Source organism: Streptomyces sp. NPDC046197 (genome assembly GCF_040646295.1).
Taxonomy (GTDB): domain Bacteria; phylum Actinomycetota; class Actinomycetes; order Streptomycetales; family Streptomycetaceae; genus Streptomyces.
Map to the genome: position 1 here is coordinate 1 of NZ_JBEYZY010000014.1, position 12,752 is coordinate 12,752.

General features: G+C 71.3%; 12 protein-coding genes. 6 read left to right on the forward strand and 6 right to left on the reverse strand.

Going from position 1 to position 12,752, the window contains the following annotated elements; all coding sequences use genetic code 11:
- Positions 1 to 89: 89 nt before the first annotated feature.
- The 3 genes from AB0A61_RS20665 to AB0A61_RS20675 form a co-directional block, all read right to left on the reverse strand.
- A complete protein-coding gene (locus tag AB0A61_RS20665; protein WP_361293838.1) occupies positions 90 to 707 on the reverse strand; it encodes a GNAT family N-acetyltransferase in 618 nt (205 codons plus the stop codon).
- Between the two features lie 214 nt (positions 708 to 921).
- Positions 922 to 2,091, reverse strand: a complete 1,170-nt coding sequence (locus AB0A61_RS20670; RefSeq protein ID WP_361293841.1) for a family 2 encapsulin nanocompartment cargo protein polyprenyl transferase — start codon at positions 2,089 to 2,091, stop codon at positions 922 to 924.
- Positions 2,092 to 2,206: 115 nt separating this feature from the next.
- A complete protein-coding gene (locus tag AB0A61_RS20675) occupies positions 2,207 to 3,613 on the reverse strand; it encodes a family 2B encapsulin nanocompartment shell protein (protein ID WP_361293844.1) in 1,407 nt (468 codons plus the stop codon).
- Between the two features lie 210 nt (positions 3,614 to 3,823).
- On the opposite strand from AB0A61_RS20675, the gene AB0A61_RS20680 reads away from it, so the two are divergent.
- Positions 3,824 to 4,756 (forward strand): pyridoxal-phosphate dependent enzyme, encoded by a 933-nt coding sequence (locus tag AB0A61_RS20680; RefSeq protein WP_361294360.1) that lies wholly within the window; start codon positions 3,824 to 3,826, stop codon positions 4,754 to 4,756.
- On the opposite strand, the gene AB0A61_RS20685 is transcribed toward AB0A61_RS20680, so the two are convergent.
- Entirely contained in the window at positions 4,738 to 6,333 is a 1,596-nt protein-coding gene (locus AB0A61_RS20685; RefSeq protein WP_361293847.1) for a Na+/H+ antiporter, read from the reverse strand. The two genes, AB0A61_RS20680 and AB0A61_RS20685, sit on opposite strands and share 19 nt — an antisense overlap.
- 62 nt (positions 6,334 to 6,395) lie before the next feature.
- Here AB0A61_RS20685 and AB0A61_RS20690 point away from each other — a divergent pair, with 62 nt between their 5' ends.
- The 3 genes from AB0A61_RS20690 to AB0A61_RS20700 all read left to right on the forward strand — a co-directional run bounded on the left by AB0A61_RS20690 (position 6,396) and on the right by AB0A61_RS20700 (position 8,510).
- Positions 6,396 to 6,656: a UBP-type zinc finger domain-containing protein gene (locus tag AB0A61_RS20690; RefSeq protein WP_361293850.1), complete on the forward strand. Its 261-nt coding sequence runs from the start codon at positions 6,396 to 6,398 to the stop codon at positions 6,654 to 6,656.
- A gap of 247 nt (positions 6,657 to 6,903) precedes the next feature.
- Positions 6,904 to 7,317 carry an anti-sigma regulatory factor gene (locus tag AB0A61_RS20695; RefSeq protein ID WP_361293853.1) on the forward strand — a complete coding sequence of 138 codons (414 nt, stop codon included), beginning with the start codon at positions 6,904 to 6,906 and terminating at the stop codon, positions 7,315 to 7,317.
- 17 nt (positions 7,318 to 7,334) lie between these two features.
- The gene (locus tag AB0A61_RS20700; RefSeq protein ID WP_361293856.1) at positions 7,335 to 8,510 is read left to right on the forward strand and encodes a SigB/SigF/SigG family RNA polymerase sigma factor; all 1,176 of its coding nucleotides are present in this window, start codon (positions 7,335 to 7,337) and stop codon (positions 8,508 to 8,510) included.
- Positions 8,511 to 8,652: 142 nt separating this feature from the next.
- Here AB0A61_RS20700 and AB0A61_RS20705 read toward each other — a convergent pair whose 3' ends face one another.
- Positions 8,653 to 9,117 (reverse strand): hypothetical protein, encoded by a 465-nt coding sequence (locus AB0A61_RS20705; RefSeq protein ID WP_361293859.1) that lies wholly within the window; start codon positions 9,115 to 9,117, stop codon positions 8,653 to 8,655.
- Between the two features lie 115 nt (positions 9,118 to 9,232).
- On the opposite strand from AB0A61_RS20705, the gene AB0A61_RS20710 reads away from it, so the two are divergent.
- Together AB0A61_RS20710 and AB0A61_RS20715 are read left to right on the forward strand one after the other, a co-directional pair.
- Positions 9,233 to 10,201 carry a diacylglycerol kinase family protein gene (locus AB0A61_RS20710; protein ID WP_361293862.1) on the forward strand — a complete coding sequence of 323 codons (969 nt, stop codon included), beginning with the start codon at positions 9,233 to 9,235 and terminating at the stop codon, positions 10,199 to 10,201.
- Between the two features lie 321 nt (positions 10,202 to 10,522).
- A complete protein-coding gene (locus AB0A61_RS20715; protein ID WP_003992873.1) occupies positions 10,523 to 10,780 on the forward strand; it encodes a WhiB family transcriptional regulator in 258 nt (85 codons plus the stop codon).
- A gap of 300 nt (positions 10,781 to 11,080) precedes the next feature.
- Here the strand turns inward: AB0A61_RS20715 and AB0A61_RS20720 are convergent, their stop codons facing one another.
- Entirely contained in the window at positions 11,081 to 12,547 is a 1,467-nt protein-coding gene (locus AB0A61_RS20720; protein ID WP_361293865.1) for a PAS domain-containing sensor histidine kinase, read from the reverse strand.
- Positions 12,548 to 12,752: the final 205 nt, after the last annotated feature.

Below are 12,752 nucleotides of genomic sequence, written 5' to 3' on the forward strand. Positions count from 1 at the left end.
TCATCGGACAGCACAACTTCGATGGCACGAGGACCCCGAGACATGAAAACAGGCTACAGACTTAACCGTGCAATTTCTGGCGCATCACACTAGCGGGTGCGGGGCTCGCGCCACATCGGCCACATGTGGGGGCCGTCGGGCAGATCGAGGGTGCGGCCGGTGAACGTGAAACCGAGGCGCTCGTACAGCTTGCCGCTGCGGGCGCTGCTGGCCTCCAGATAGGCGTGCAGGCCCTCGCGGTCGCAGCGGTCCAGCACGTGCTGGACGAGCGCGGCACCCAGGCCCTCCCCCTGACGGGCCGGCCTCACGCCGATCATCCACAGGTACTCGTGCGCACGGTCCGCGGGATGCGACTGGGCCATCAGGCGGGCGATCTGCTCCACGCGCTCGTTCGCCGGGTCGACCCTCTCGCGCAGTCGCGTGGCGTCGTCGGCCTCACCGGCTCCGCCCTCGCCCCCCGCGTGACCGTCTCCGGCGGGCACGGACAGCCACAGCGCGCACGCCGCGCCGTCCTCGGTGACATCGATCCGGCCCTCGGCGAGCACGATGTCCGTGAACGCGGCCATCAGCCGGTGGTGGGTCGCACGGCGGTACTCCTCGCCCGGGAAGACCCAGCCGCTGACCGGGTCGTCCTGGAAGGCCTCGTCCAGCAGCCGCACGACCGGCTCGCGGTCGCCCTCGCCCGCCGCCCGGATCCCCACGCCCATCTTCCGCCCCTCCGCTCTCAACCAGCCCATTCCATATGGGAGTTGAGACTACTGGGTGCGGGACGCAGGGGAGGGCGGGCCCCGCACACCGTGGGGCAGTGCGGGACCCGCCGGACCGGGGCCACCAGGGCCGTACGGGGTCAGGAGCCGTACGAACGCGGTCGCCCCGGCGTCTTCTACCTCTGTGCCGTTGCCGGACTGGGCCGGGCCGGGCTCAACTGGTCCGCCTGGTCACGAACTCGGACAGGGCGAGCAGACCGCCCGCGGCCGCCGGGTCCGGGACGGCACGGGCCAGTTCGTCCAGGGCCCGGGCCATCCGGTCGGCCGCCTGGGCCTGGGCCCAGTCCCGGCCGCCGGCCCGTTCCACGGCGAGCACGGTGCGGTCCGCCTCTCCTTCCTCGTACGGCTTGGCGTACAGCTCGGCCAGTTCGGCGGCGGCCGATGTGCCGGAGGTGAGCGCGGCGACCACCGGCAGGGACTTCTTGCGGACCGCCAGATCGGCGCCGGCCGGCTTGCCGGTGCGGTCCGGGTCGCCCCATATGCCGATGACGTCGTCGATGAGCTGGAAGGCGAGCCCCGCCTGGCGGCCGAACGCGTCCAGCGCCGCCACGTCCTCCTCGGCCGCTCCCGCGTACAGCGCGCCGACGGCGCAGGCACAGCCGAGCAGCGCGCCGGTCTTGGCCTCGGCCATGGCGAGGACCTCCTCCAGCGTGACCTCGGTGGGGGCACGCCGCTCCAGCGCCGTGTCCGCCTGCTGGCCGGCGCACAGTTCGACCACGCAGGCGGCGAGCCGGGCGGCGGCCGCCCCGGAGGCCGGGTGCGGGTCCTCGGCGAGGAGCCGCAGGGCCAGTGCCTGCAGCGCGTCCCCGGCGAGGATCGCGTCGGCGTCGCCGAAGACCGTCCACGCGGTGGGCCGGTGGCGGCGGGTGGCGTCCCGGTCCATCACGTCGTCGTGCAGCAACGTGAAGTTGTGGACCAGCTCCACCGCCGCGGCGGCCCGCGCCGACGCCTGCCGTGCCCTCGTCCCGCCGAGCGCGGCGGCCGCGACGAGGACGAGCGCGGGACGTATCGCCTTGCCCGCGTGCCCGGTCGCCAAAGTGCCGTCGGCGTGCTCCCAGCCGAAGTGGTAGCGCGCGATCCGGCGCATCGAGGCGGGCAACGAGGCGACCGCCGCCCGCAGTTCGGGTTCGAACGAGGCCCGGGCGCCCTCCAGGATCACCGCCGCGTCGTGCCAGTCGGGCGTGCCCGCCGGGTACTCCGCGCGGCCGCCGACCGGCCGCCGCGGGAGCGGCTCGGCGGGCGGTGCCGCCTCGCGGCCCGGCCGCGAGGCGGCGGGCTGCGTCCCGGCCGGGCGCTGCGTCGCCTTCGTCATGAACTCGGCCATGGGGTCCCCCTCGGAGAGTCCGCGGACGCCGGCACTTCGACTGTTGGAACTACGCGCGTACCCCCGGGGTGTACCCGCCCGGGCGGGCGGGGACACCGGGCTCCGGTGGCGGGTGTCAGCGCCAACGGCCGACCTCGACGTTCTCCAGGACGCCGAGCGCGTCCGGCACCAGGACCGCCGCCGAGTAGTAGGCGGTCACCAGGTATTTGATGATCGCCTGCTCGTTGATGCCCATGAACCGCACGGACAGGCTCGGCTCGATCTCGTCCGGGATGCCCTTCGCGCGCAGCCCGATCACCCCCTGGTCCTCCTCGCCGGTCCGCAGGGCGATGATCGAGCTGGTGCGGGCCTCGGTGACCGGGATCTTGTTGCACGGGTAGATCGGCACACCGCGCCAGGTGGGGATGCGGTTGCCGCCGATGTCGATGGTCTCCGGCACCAGGCCCCGCTTGTTCAGCTCCCGGCCGAACGCGGCGATCGCGCGCGGGTGGGCGAGGAACAGCTTGGTGCTGCGCCGCCGGCTGAGCAGTTCGTCCATGTCGTCCGGGCTCGGCACGCCGTCGTGCGGTTGGAGCCGTTGTTCGTACTCGCAGTTGTGGAGCAGGCCGAACTCCCGGTTGTTGATGAGCTCGTGCTCCTGACACTCCTTCAGTGCCTCGACGGTCAGCCGGAGTTGCTGCTCCGTCTGGTTCATCGGCTGGTTGTAGAGGTCGGCCACACGCGTGTGCATGCGCAGGACGGTCTGGGCGATGCTCAGTTCGTACTCGCGGGGCCTGGGTTCGTAGTCGACGAAGGTGTGCGGGATGTCCGGCTCACCGCTGTGGCCGGCCGCGAGGTCGACCGCCTTCTCGCCGAACTTGTTGGTGCGCTGCTCGGGGATCGAGCGCTGCCGCTGGAGGTGGTCGCGCAGGGACTCGGCGCGCTCGGCGACCTGCTCGAAGTCGTGCCGGGACAGGATGAGGACCGTGCACGCGGTGTCCGCGCGGGCCGTGTACTCCCAGATGGCGTCGGGGTCGAGCAGCGCCGCCTCGCCGAAGTGGGCCCCGTCCGCGAGGACACCGAGGACCTGGTCGTCGCCGTAGGGGCCGGTGCCGATCTTCTCGATCCTGCCGTGCGCCAGCAGGTGGACCTCGTCCGCCGGGTTGCCGAACGAGGCGATCACCTGGCCGGCGCCGATCTCCCGCTGGCGGCAGCGCTGCGCGAGCTCGGAGAGAACCTCCTCGTCGTCGTACCCCCGCAGGGCGGGCAGCTCGCCCAGTTCCGCAGGAATGACCTCCACGCGGTCGCCGGTCTTCACGAAGGTGATGCGGCCGTCGCCGACGGTGTAGGTAAGCCGTCGGTTCACCCGGTACGTACCGCCCTGCACCTCGACCCAGGGCAGCGTGCGCAGCAGCCAGCGCGAGCTGATCTCCTGCATCTGGGGAACGGACTTGGTGGTGGTGGCCAGGTTCCGCGCGGCCGCGGTGCCGAGACTCTGCTGCGGCCGGTCCTGCTCCGTGCGAACCTCTTCGCCTACCGACATAGAGAATTGCCCTCCCGATCATGCCCGGCGCCATCGGCACGGGGCATCGATTTGCGTGGACCAGCCTTCCATCACGGAGCGTGTCGGTGCTATTACACGAAAGAGCGGGAATGGATCACCGTCCCGCAGGGCACACACGGGGATCCCGTCCGCGCGTCGCGCGCCCCGCCGCCGGTCGCGGCCCCGGGTGACAATGGCCGCGTGTCCAGCGTGTACGCCCACGAGCTCGCCGCACTGCGCCCGCGGCTCCCCTCGCCCCTGCAGGAGCTCACCGACGACCGGTTCACCCGGCACGGTCTGCGTCTCCTGCTCAAGCGGGACGACCTGATCCACCCGGAGCTGATCGGCAACAAGTGGCGCAAACTCGCGCCCAACCTGCAGGTCGCGGCCGGGCGGACGATCGTCACGTTCGGTGGCGCGTACTCCAACCATCTGCGCGCCACCGCAGCCGCGGGCCGGCTCCTCGGCCTGCCCACGGTCGGTGTCGTCCGCGGTCAGGAGCTGGCCGACCGCCCGCTCAACCCCTCGCTGGCCCGATGCGCCGCCGACGGGATGCGCCTGCACTTCGTCGACAGGTCCGCGTACCGGCGCAAGGGCGAGCCGGAGATCATCGCCGCGGTGCTGGACGCGGTCGGCGCGCGGGACGCCCATGTCGTCCCGGAGGGCGGCAGCAACTCCCTGGCGGTGCGCGGCTGCCGCGCCCTCGGCGCGGAACTCCGGGATCACGCGGACGTCGTGGCGCTGCCCTGCGGCACCGGCGGCACCCTGGCCGGACTGGCGGCCGGCCTCGCACCCGGCGGGCGTGCCCTGGGGATACCGGTCCTCAAGGGCGGTTTTCTGGGCGCCGAGATACGGGCCCTGCAGCAGGAGGCGTTCGGCGCGTGCCGGGGCACCTGGTCACTGGACGACCGCTTCCACTTCGGCGGCTACGCCCGCACCACCCCCGAGCTGGACGCCTTCGCCGAGGACTTCACCCACCGCCACGGCGTCCCGGTCGAGCGCCTGTATGTCGCCAAGATGCTGTACGCGCTGCTGGCCCTGGCCGACGAGGGCGCCTTCCCGCGCGGAACAACCGTCGCAGCGGTCATCACGGGCCGCCCCTTCCCCACGGGTTCACCGCTCCCTCACGCCGCCTCCCGGTAGGCCGCCGCCTCCTCCAGGTCCAGCCTGCGCAGCAGGGTGCGCAGCATCTCGTCGTCGATGTAGCGGCCGTCCCGCAACCGTACGAAGACGTCGCGCTCGGCGCTGATCATCTCCCGGGACAGGCGGCGGTACGTGTCGTCGACCGACTCGCCGGTGGTGGGGTTGACCTGGCCGAGGCGCTCCCAGACGGCGTTGCGGCGGCGTTCCAGGGCCGAGCGGAGCCGGTCGGCGAGCGGCGGTGGCAGGGCGTTGCGGTCGTCGGCGAGGAGTTCCTCCAGGCGCCGCTCGGCGGCCCGGGACGCCTGTGCCTGGGCGTTCGCCTCCGCGAGCGTCGCGGCCTGCGGGTCACGGCGGGGGAACCTGAGCAACCGGATCAGCGGCGGCAGGGTCAGCCCCTGCACGACCAGCGTCCCGATGACCGTCGTGAAGGTCAGGAAGAGGAGCAGGTTGCGCTGCGGGAAGGGCCGGCCGCCGTGCACCGTGACGGGGATCGAGAAGGCGATGGCGAGCGACACCACGCCCCGCATCCCGGCCCACGCGGTGACCATCGCACCCTTCCAGGTGGGGTTCTCCTCCCGCTCCCGGATGCGTCTGGACAGCAGGCGGGGCACGAAGGCCGCGGGATACACCCACACGAACCGGGTCGCGACCACCACCAGGAAGACGGCGACCGCGTACCAGGCGGCCGCCGACCCCTCGTACTGGCCAAGCCCTCTCAGGACGATCTGCAGTTGCAGCCCGATCAACGCGAAGACCGCCGACTCCAGGACGAAGGCGACCATCTTCCACACCGCTTCCTCCTGGAGCCGGGTGGCGAAGTCGACCTCCCAGGCGCGGTGCCCGAGGTAGAGCGCGACCGTGACGACGGCCAGGACGCCGGAGGCGTGGACCTGCTCGGCGACCCCGTAGGCGACGAACGGGATCAGCAGGGACAGCGTGTTCTGCAGCAGCGGCTCTCTGAGACGTGTGCGCAGCCAGTGGATCGGTGCCATCAGCACCAGCCCCACGCCGACGCCGCCGACCGCCGCGAACAGGAACTCCCGCACTCCCCCGGCCCAGGTCGCGGCCTCCCCGACCGCGGCGGCGAGCGCCACCTTGTAGGCGGTGATCGCGGTGGCGTCGTTGAGCAGGGACTCGCCCTGCAGGATGGTGGTGATCCGCGACGGCAGCCCGACCCGGCGCGCCACCGCCGTGGCCGCGACCGCGTCTGGCGGCGCCACCACCGCGCCCAGCACCAGCGCGGCGGTCAGCGGCAGCCCCGGCACGATGAGGTACGCGGCCCAGCCGACGGCGAACGTCGCGAAGAGCACGTACCCGACGGACAGCAGCGCCACGGGACGCAGTTGCGCCCGCAGGTCGAGGTAGGAGCTGTCGACGGCCGACGTGTACAGCAGCGGCGGCAGCACCAGCGGCAAGACCACGTCGGGGTCCAGGGTGTAGTCGGGGACGCCGGGGATGTACGAGGCCGCCAGCCCCACGGCGACCAGGAGCAGTGGTGCCGGAACCGGGGTGCGCCGGGCGGCCCCGGCCACCGCGGCACTGAACGCCACCAGCAAAAGCAGCGGCATCACGTCCATCGTCCTCGCCCACCCTCGATTTTCCGCGCGACCACCCGCGCGCCCGTCGTAATCTGGCAATCATGAAACAGTGCACGCACGCCGGCACGCTGCCGCATCCGGAGCCCGAGCCCCAGAGCGAGACGTGTCCGGAGTGCCTGGCGAACGGCACACACCCGGTGCAGCTGAGGCTGTGCCTGATCTGTGGCCACGTCGGATGCTGCGACTCCTCGCCAGGACAGCACGCGACCAAGCACCACAAGGACACCGGGCACCCTGTGATGCGGACCTTCGAGCCCGGTGAGGACTGGCGTTGGTGCTTCGTCGACCACGTGCTCGTGTGAGCGCGGCGCCGGACGGTTCGACCCTCTGACGTCTGGGTACGTCAACCCGGCGCCCGCTGTTCCCAATTGGACCCGCAGACCCCTAGCCACGGAGCGTATCCGTAGGTTTACTATGAGTGACAGCAAGGGGTTGGGGTCACGGGACAGAAATGCCGAGAGCGCGATAGCGTCACGCTGAAACACGTATCGCGTCGGCCCGGAGGACGACTCCCGGCCCTGAGAAGCTTGTACCACCTTGGAGGTGAGGGTGTCCCAGATCGCAGGCGAGCCCGCGTCCCAGGACTTCGTGGAAGTCCGGCTGCCGGCTGCGGGTGCCTACCTGTCGGTGCTGCGCACGGCCACGGCCGGTCTCGCGGCCCGTTTGGACTTCACCCTCGACGAGATCGAGGACCTGCGCATCGCGGTGGACGAGGCCTGCGCGATCCTGCTTCAGCAGGCCGTGTCCGGCTCGGTGCTCAGCTGTGTCTTCCGCCTCGTCGACGACTCGCTGGAGGTCACCGTCTCCGCCCCGACCACGGACGGTCACGCCCCGTCGCGGGACACCTTCGCCTGGACCGTGCTGTCCGCCCTCGCGGGCAAGGTCTCCTCCGCCGTGGACGAGGACAAAACCGTTTCGATCAGCCTCTACAAACAGCGCGGCGCGGGACCCGGGCCGGCGTGAGGAACGGGGACGGGCCGGTGCGGGACGAAGAGCGCGGCACACGGGAGCTGCCGACCGAGGGCGGGACTGCGCCCCGCCCGGGCGAGTCCGGGAGCCCGGCGGAGCGCGGCCCGGAAGGGCCGGTCGGGTCCCGGCGCGCGGTGGGCGGCATCGACGGCATCCCCGAGCAGGCGAGGCCGCACCCGGAGGACGACTCGCCGGAGTCCGCCTTCCCGGGCGGGCAGCGTGATCAGGAAGGTGCCGTGCAGGCCGCCCCTCCACCGGCGCGGGGTGTGGTCTCCCCCGGCCGGCGGGGTCGCCCCTCTCGCGCGAAGCCGGGAGCGGGGGAGGAGGCGCGGGCTCGGGGAAGGGCAACGGGCGGGACGATGAGCGAGCACGAGCGATACCCAGAGGACGACGCGCGGGTCGTGCCGAGCGTGCACGACGCGCGGCACGACCCTCAGGACCGCAGCGGCGCACGCGCGATGTTCGTCAGGCTGCGCGCGCTGAAGGAGGGCAGCCGGGAGTACGCGGAACTGCGCAACCAGCTGGTCCGGATGCACCTGCCGCTCGTCGAGCACCTCGCGCGCCGCTTCCGCAACCGCGGGGAGCCGCTGGACGACCTCACCCAGGTCGCCACCATCGGGCTGATCAAGTCGGTCGACCGCTTCGACCCGGACCGCGGTGTCGAGTTCTCGACGTACGCGACCCCGACGGTCGTCGGTGAGATCAAGCGGCACTTCCGCGACAAGGGCTGGGCCGTACGCGTCCCGCGCCGTCTGCAGGAGCTGCGCCTGGCACTCACCACGGCGACGGCCGAGCTGTCCCAGCTGCACGGCCGCTCCCCCACGGTGCACGAGCTCGCCGAGAAGCTCGCCATCTCCGAGGAGGAGGTCCTGGAGGGCCTGGAGTCCGCGAACGCCTACTCCACACTGTCCCTGGACGTCCCCGACACCGACGACGAGTCCCCGGCGGTCGCGGACACCCTCGGCGCGGAGGACGAGGCGCTGGAGGGCGTGGAGTACCGCGAGTCGCTGAAGCCGCTGCTGGAGGACCTCCCGCCGCGCGAGAAGCGCATCCTGCTGCTGCGCTTCTTCGGCAACATGACCCAGTCGCAGATCGCGCAGGAGGTCGGGATCTCGCAGATGCACGTGTCCCGGCTGCTGGCCCGGACGCTGGCGCAGCTGCGGGAGAAGCTGCTGGTGGAGGAGTGAGCTCAGGGGAGGAGTAGCCGCACGACTGCTCCTCCGGTGAGCTTGCCGGTCCTACGGCTGCCAGTCCTGCGTCCGTCCGTCCTGCCCCAGCCGCGGCTCCTCGGCTGCCAGTCCTGCGGCCCCGGCTTTACGGGCCGCCGCCCTACGGCTGCCGCTGCCTGGGTTCCTCGGTGCGGCCCGGCCCCTTGATGCCGAGGGCCTGGGTCGTCGCGGGGTTCACCAGCAGAACCAGCGAGGCCACCGCCACCACCGCGAGCGCGATGCCCGCCGGAATCGCCAGGCTGTCCGCCTGCAGCAGGTTGTAGGCGACGGGCAGTGCCATGACCTGGGTGATCACCGCCGGGCCACGGCTCCAGCTGCGCCGCAGCAGCAGCCCCCGGGCCGCGAGCAGCGGCAGCAGTGCGAGGACGAGCACGGTGATCCCGCCGGTGACGGCCTGCTGCCGGTCGCCGGAGCCGCCCGTGATGCCGAGGACGAGCATCCAGACCCCGCCGACGACCAGGGCGAGCCCCTCCAGCGCGGCCAGCGCCGCCGCACAGGTCAGCCGTCGCGGGCGCGGGCCGGCGGCATCCGTGGCTTCGGGGGTGGGGTTCTGCTCACTGCTCACCCCTGAAGGGTAGCCGTCGCCTCCCGCCCCACGTGTCCAGGCTCACGTCCGCATCTCTTACCGGATCCCTACCTCGGTCTGGGCCGAGTACCGCCCAGTAGGTACGCTGCACCCCATGCGTGCACTTCTCGTGGTCAATCCGGCGGCAACCACCACAAGCGCACGTACGCGCGACGTCCTCATCCACGCGCTCGCCAGCGAGATGAAGCTGGAGGCGGTCACCACCGAGTACCGCGGCCACGCACGCGACCTGGGCCGGCAGGCCGCCGACAGCGACGACATCGACCTGATCGTGGCCCTCGGCGGCGACGGCACCGTCAACGAGGTCGTGAACGGCCTGCTGCACCGGGGCCCCGATCCGGAGGCCCTGCCCCGTCTCGCTGTGGTGCCCGGTGGCTCCACGAACGTCTTCGCCCGCGCCCTCGGGGTGCCGAACGACCCGGTCGAGGCCACCGGCGCCGTTCTGGACGCCCTGCGTGACGGCAGCGAACGCACGGTCGGCCTGGGCCTGGCCTGCGGTACGCCGGGCACGAAGGACGAGTCCGCACCGGCGCGCTGGTTCACGTTCAACGCGGGGCTCGGCTTCGACGCGGGTGTGGTCGGCCGCGTCGAGCAGCAGCGGGAACTGGGCAAGAAGTCCACCCACGCCCTGTACGTGCGCCAGGTGATCCGTCAGTTCCTGGGCGAGTCGAACCGCCGGCACGGGGCGATCACGCTGGAGCAGCCCGGCGAGGACCCGGTCACCGATCTGGTGGTGGCCATAGTCTCGAACACCTCGCCCTGGACGTATCTCGGCAATCGCCCGATGTACACATCACCTAAGGCCTCGTTCGACACGGGGCTCGACGTGCTCGGTCTCAGCCGTCTGTCGACGGCCGCGGTTGCCCGGTATGGCACCCAGTTGCTCACTTCGTCCCCGGAGCGCGGACCCCACGGCAGGCACGCGGTCTCACTGCACGATCTGAGCCAGTTCACCTTGCAATCGAAGGTGCCACTCCCCCTCCAGATGGACGGTGACCACCTGGGGGTGCGTACGAGCGTGACGTTCACAGGCGTACGCCGTGCACTGCGTGTGATTGTGTGAGCGGAACGGGCCAAAGTCCTTTCACTCGAACGTTTAGGCCAGGATCCACCCCATGGAAGTACGGCTGTGACCTAGTCGACACCGAGGAATCAAAAAAAACTTTTCGGAAGGGGTTGTATCCGCCGCTGAGGTTTGCAAGTCTCTACGTGGCGATCGGGGCGGCCCCCCACCACGGGCCCCAGAGATCACCGGAACCCCTCTTCAAAACCCCAGGACCACGCCAGGGAAACCTGACGGTCGGCCCTTCCCTTGTTGAGGGATTCGTGAAAGCGTTCACATTCACAAGCAACTTGCATGTAAGACCAAGGAGAGGTAGCAGCCATGGACTGGCGTCACAACGCCGTTTGCCGCGAGGAAGACCCCGAGCTCTTCTTCCCCATCGGCAACACCGGTCCTGCGCTGCTGCAGATCGAGGAAGCCAAGGCCGTCTGCCGTCGCTGCCCGGTTATCGAGCAGTGCCTGCAGTGGGCGCTTGAGTCCGGCCAGGACTCCGGCGTCTGGGGTGGTCTCAGCGAGGACGAGCGCCGCGCCATGAAGCGCCGCGCCGCTCGCAACCGGGCCCGTCAGGCCTCGGCCTGACACAACCCACCCTGCTGACAGCCTGAGCTTGGCGGCGCGTACAGCGAGTACGCATCTCCCGCCCCCGAGCCGCAGCGCGCAGTACCCGCGCTTGAGAACAGCGAGCACTGGTCCCGGACCGATCACGGTCCGGGACTCTTTGCTGTGTACGGCCACCTCTGGCGTGGGTTGTGCGGCGATGCCGCCGATGACCGCTGCACACCAACGCGCCCCTGATGTGCGCTGCTTGTACGCCGGTGCCGGCATCGCTGCTTGAGTCCCGGGGGTGGGACCGCCACTTGAGTACCGGGGGTGGGACCGCTACTTGTGTGCCTGCACCGGGATGTCGAGGATCACGCGCGTGCCGCGTTCGGGAGCCGGGACCATGTCGAACGTACCGCCCAACTCGCCCTCGACCAGGGTGCGTACGATCTGCAGGCCGAGGTTGCCCGAGCGGTGCGGATCGAAGCCCGCGGGGAGACCGACGCCGTCGTCCTGGACGGTGACGAGCAGGCGGGCCTCGCGCGTGGTGCCGCCGCGGACCGCGGAGACCTCGACCGTGCCCGTGTCGCCCTCGCGGAAGCCGTGTTCCAGGGCGTTCTGCAGGATCTCGGTCAGCACCATCGACAGCGGGGTCGCGACCTCCGCGTCCAGGATGCCGAACCGGCCGCTGCGCCGGCCGGTGACCTTGCCGGGCGAAATCTCGGCGACCATCGCCAGCACCCGGTCGGCGATCTCGTCGAACTCCACACGCTCGTCCAGGTTCTGGGACAGCGTCTCGTGCACGATCGCGATCGACCCGACCCGCCGCACCGCCTCCTCCAGCGCCTCCCGCCCGCGCTGGGATTCGATGCGCCGGGCCTGGAGCCGGAGCAGCGCCGCGACCGTCTGCAGGTTGTTCTTGACCCGGTGGTGGATCTCCCGGATCGTCGCGTCCTTGGTGATCAACTCCCGTTCGCGGCGGCGCAGTTCGGTGACGTCGCGGAGCAGCACCAGCGAACCGATGCGCGTGCCCTTGGGTTTGAGCGGGATCGCCCGGAACTGGATCACCCCGTCGTTGGCCTCGATCTCGAACTCCCGGGGTGCCCAGCCGCTGGCCACCTTGACCAGTGCCTCGTCCACCGGCGCCCGGGAGGGCGCCAGTTCGGCGGTGGTCCGGCCGAGGTGATGGCCGACGAGGTCGGAGGCGAGGCCGAGCCGGTGATAGGCGGACAGCGCGTTCGGGGAGGCGTACTGGACGGTGCCGTCGGCGTCGAGCCGGATCAGGCCGTCGCCCACGCGCGGGGAGGCGTCCATGTCGACCTGCTGGTCCGGGAAGGGAAAGGATCCGGCGGCGATCATCTGCGCGAGGTCCGAGGCGCTCTGAAGGTACGTCAGCTCCAGCCGGCTCGGGGTGCGCACGGTGAGGAGGTTGGTGTTGCGGGCGATGACACCGAGGACCCGGCCGTCCCGCCGTACGGGAATCGACTCGACGCGGACGGGAACCTCCTCGCGCCACTCCGGGTCGCCCTCACGCACGATCCGGCCCTCGTCGAGTGCGGCATCCAGCATGGGCCGGCGGCCCCGCGGGACGAGGTGGCCGACCATGTCGTCCTGGTAGGAGGTCGGGCCGGTGTTCGGCCGCATCTGGGCGACGGAGACGTAGCGGGTGCCGTCGCGGGTGGGGACCCACAGCACCAGGTCGGCGAAGGAGAGGTCGGAGAGCAGCTGCCACTCCGAGACCAGCAGGTGGAGCCACTCGAGGTCGGAGTCGTCGAGGGCGGTGTGCTGGCGTACGAGTTCGTTCATGGAGGGCACGTTGCGAGCGTACCCGGGCGTTCGGCCGGCGTTCGAAACCGGCCACCAGCAACCGGACCGCACGGGTCGCCGGAGCCGCACGGGCCGGGGCGCCACCGGGCGACGGGGCCGGTACGGCCCCGGAAACACCCGCGGGCCGCGGCGCCTGGGAGGGACCCTCAACCCTCTCGGCACCGCAGCCCGGAGCAGTATCGGC

Bases quoted from the DNA above. Each gene is read 5' to 3' on its own strand.
- AB0A61_RS20665 (WP_361293838.1), bottom strand. From the start codon at position 707: ATGGGCGTGGGGATCCGGGCGGCGGGCGAGGGCGACCGCGAGCCGGTC.
- AB0A61_RS20670 (WP_361293841.1), bottom strand. From the start codon at position 2,091: ATGGCCGAGTTCATGACGAAGGCGACGCAGCGCCCGGCCGGGACGCAG.
- AB0A61_RS20675 (WP_361293844.1), bottom strand. From the start codon at position 3,613: ATGTCGGTAGGCGAAGAGGTTCGCACGGAGCAGGACCGGCCGCAGCAG.
- AB0A61_RS20685 (WP_361293847.1), bottom strand. From the start codon at position 6,333: ATGGACGTGATGCCGCTGCTTTTGCTGGTGGCGTTCAGTGCCGCGGTG.
- AB0A61_RS20690 (WP_361293850.1), top strand. From the start codon at position 6,396: ATGAAACAGTGCACGCACGCCGGCACGCTGCCGCATCCGGAGCCCGAG.
- AB0A61_RS20710 (WP_361293862.1), top strand. From the start codon at position 9,233: ATGCGTGCACTTCTCGTGGTCAATCCGGCGGCAACCACCACAAGCGCA.
- AB0A61_RS20715 (WP_003992873.1), top strand. From the start codon at position 10,523: ATGGACTGGCGTCACAACGCCGTTTGCCGCGAGGAAGACCCCGAGCTC.
- AB0A61_RS20720 (WP_361293865.1), bottom strand. From the start codon at position 12,547: ATGAACGAACTCGTACGCCAGCACACCGCCCTCGACGACTCCGACCTC.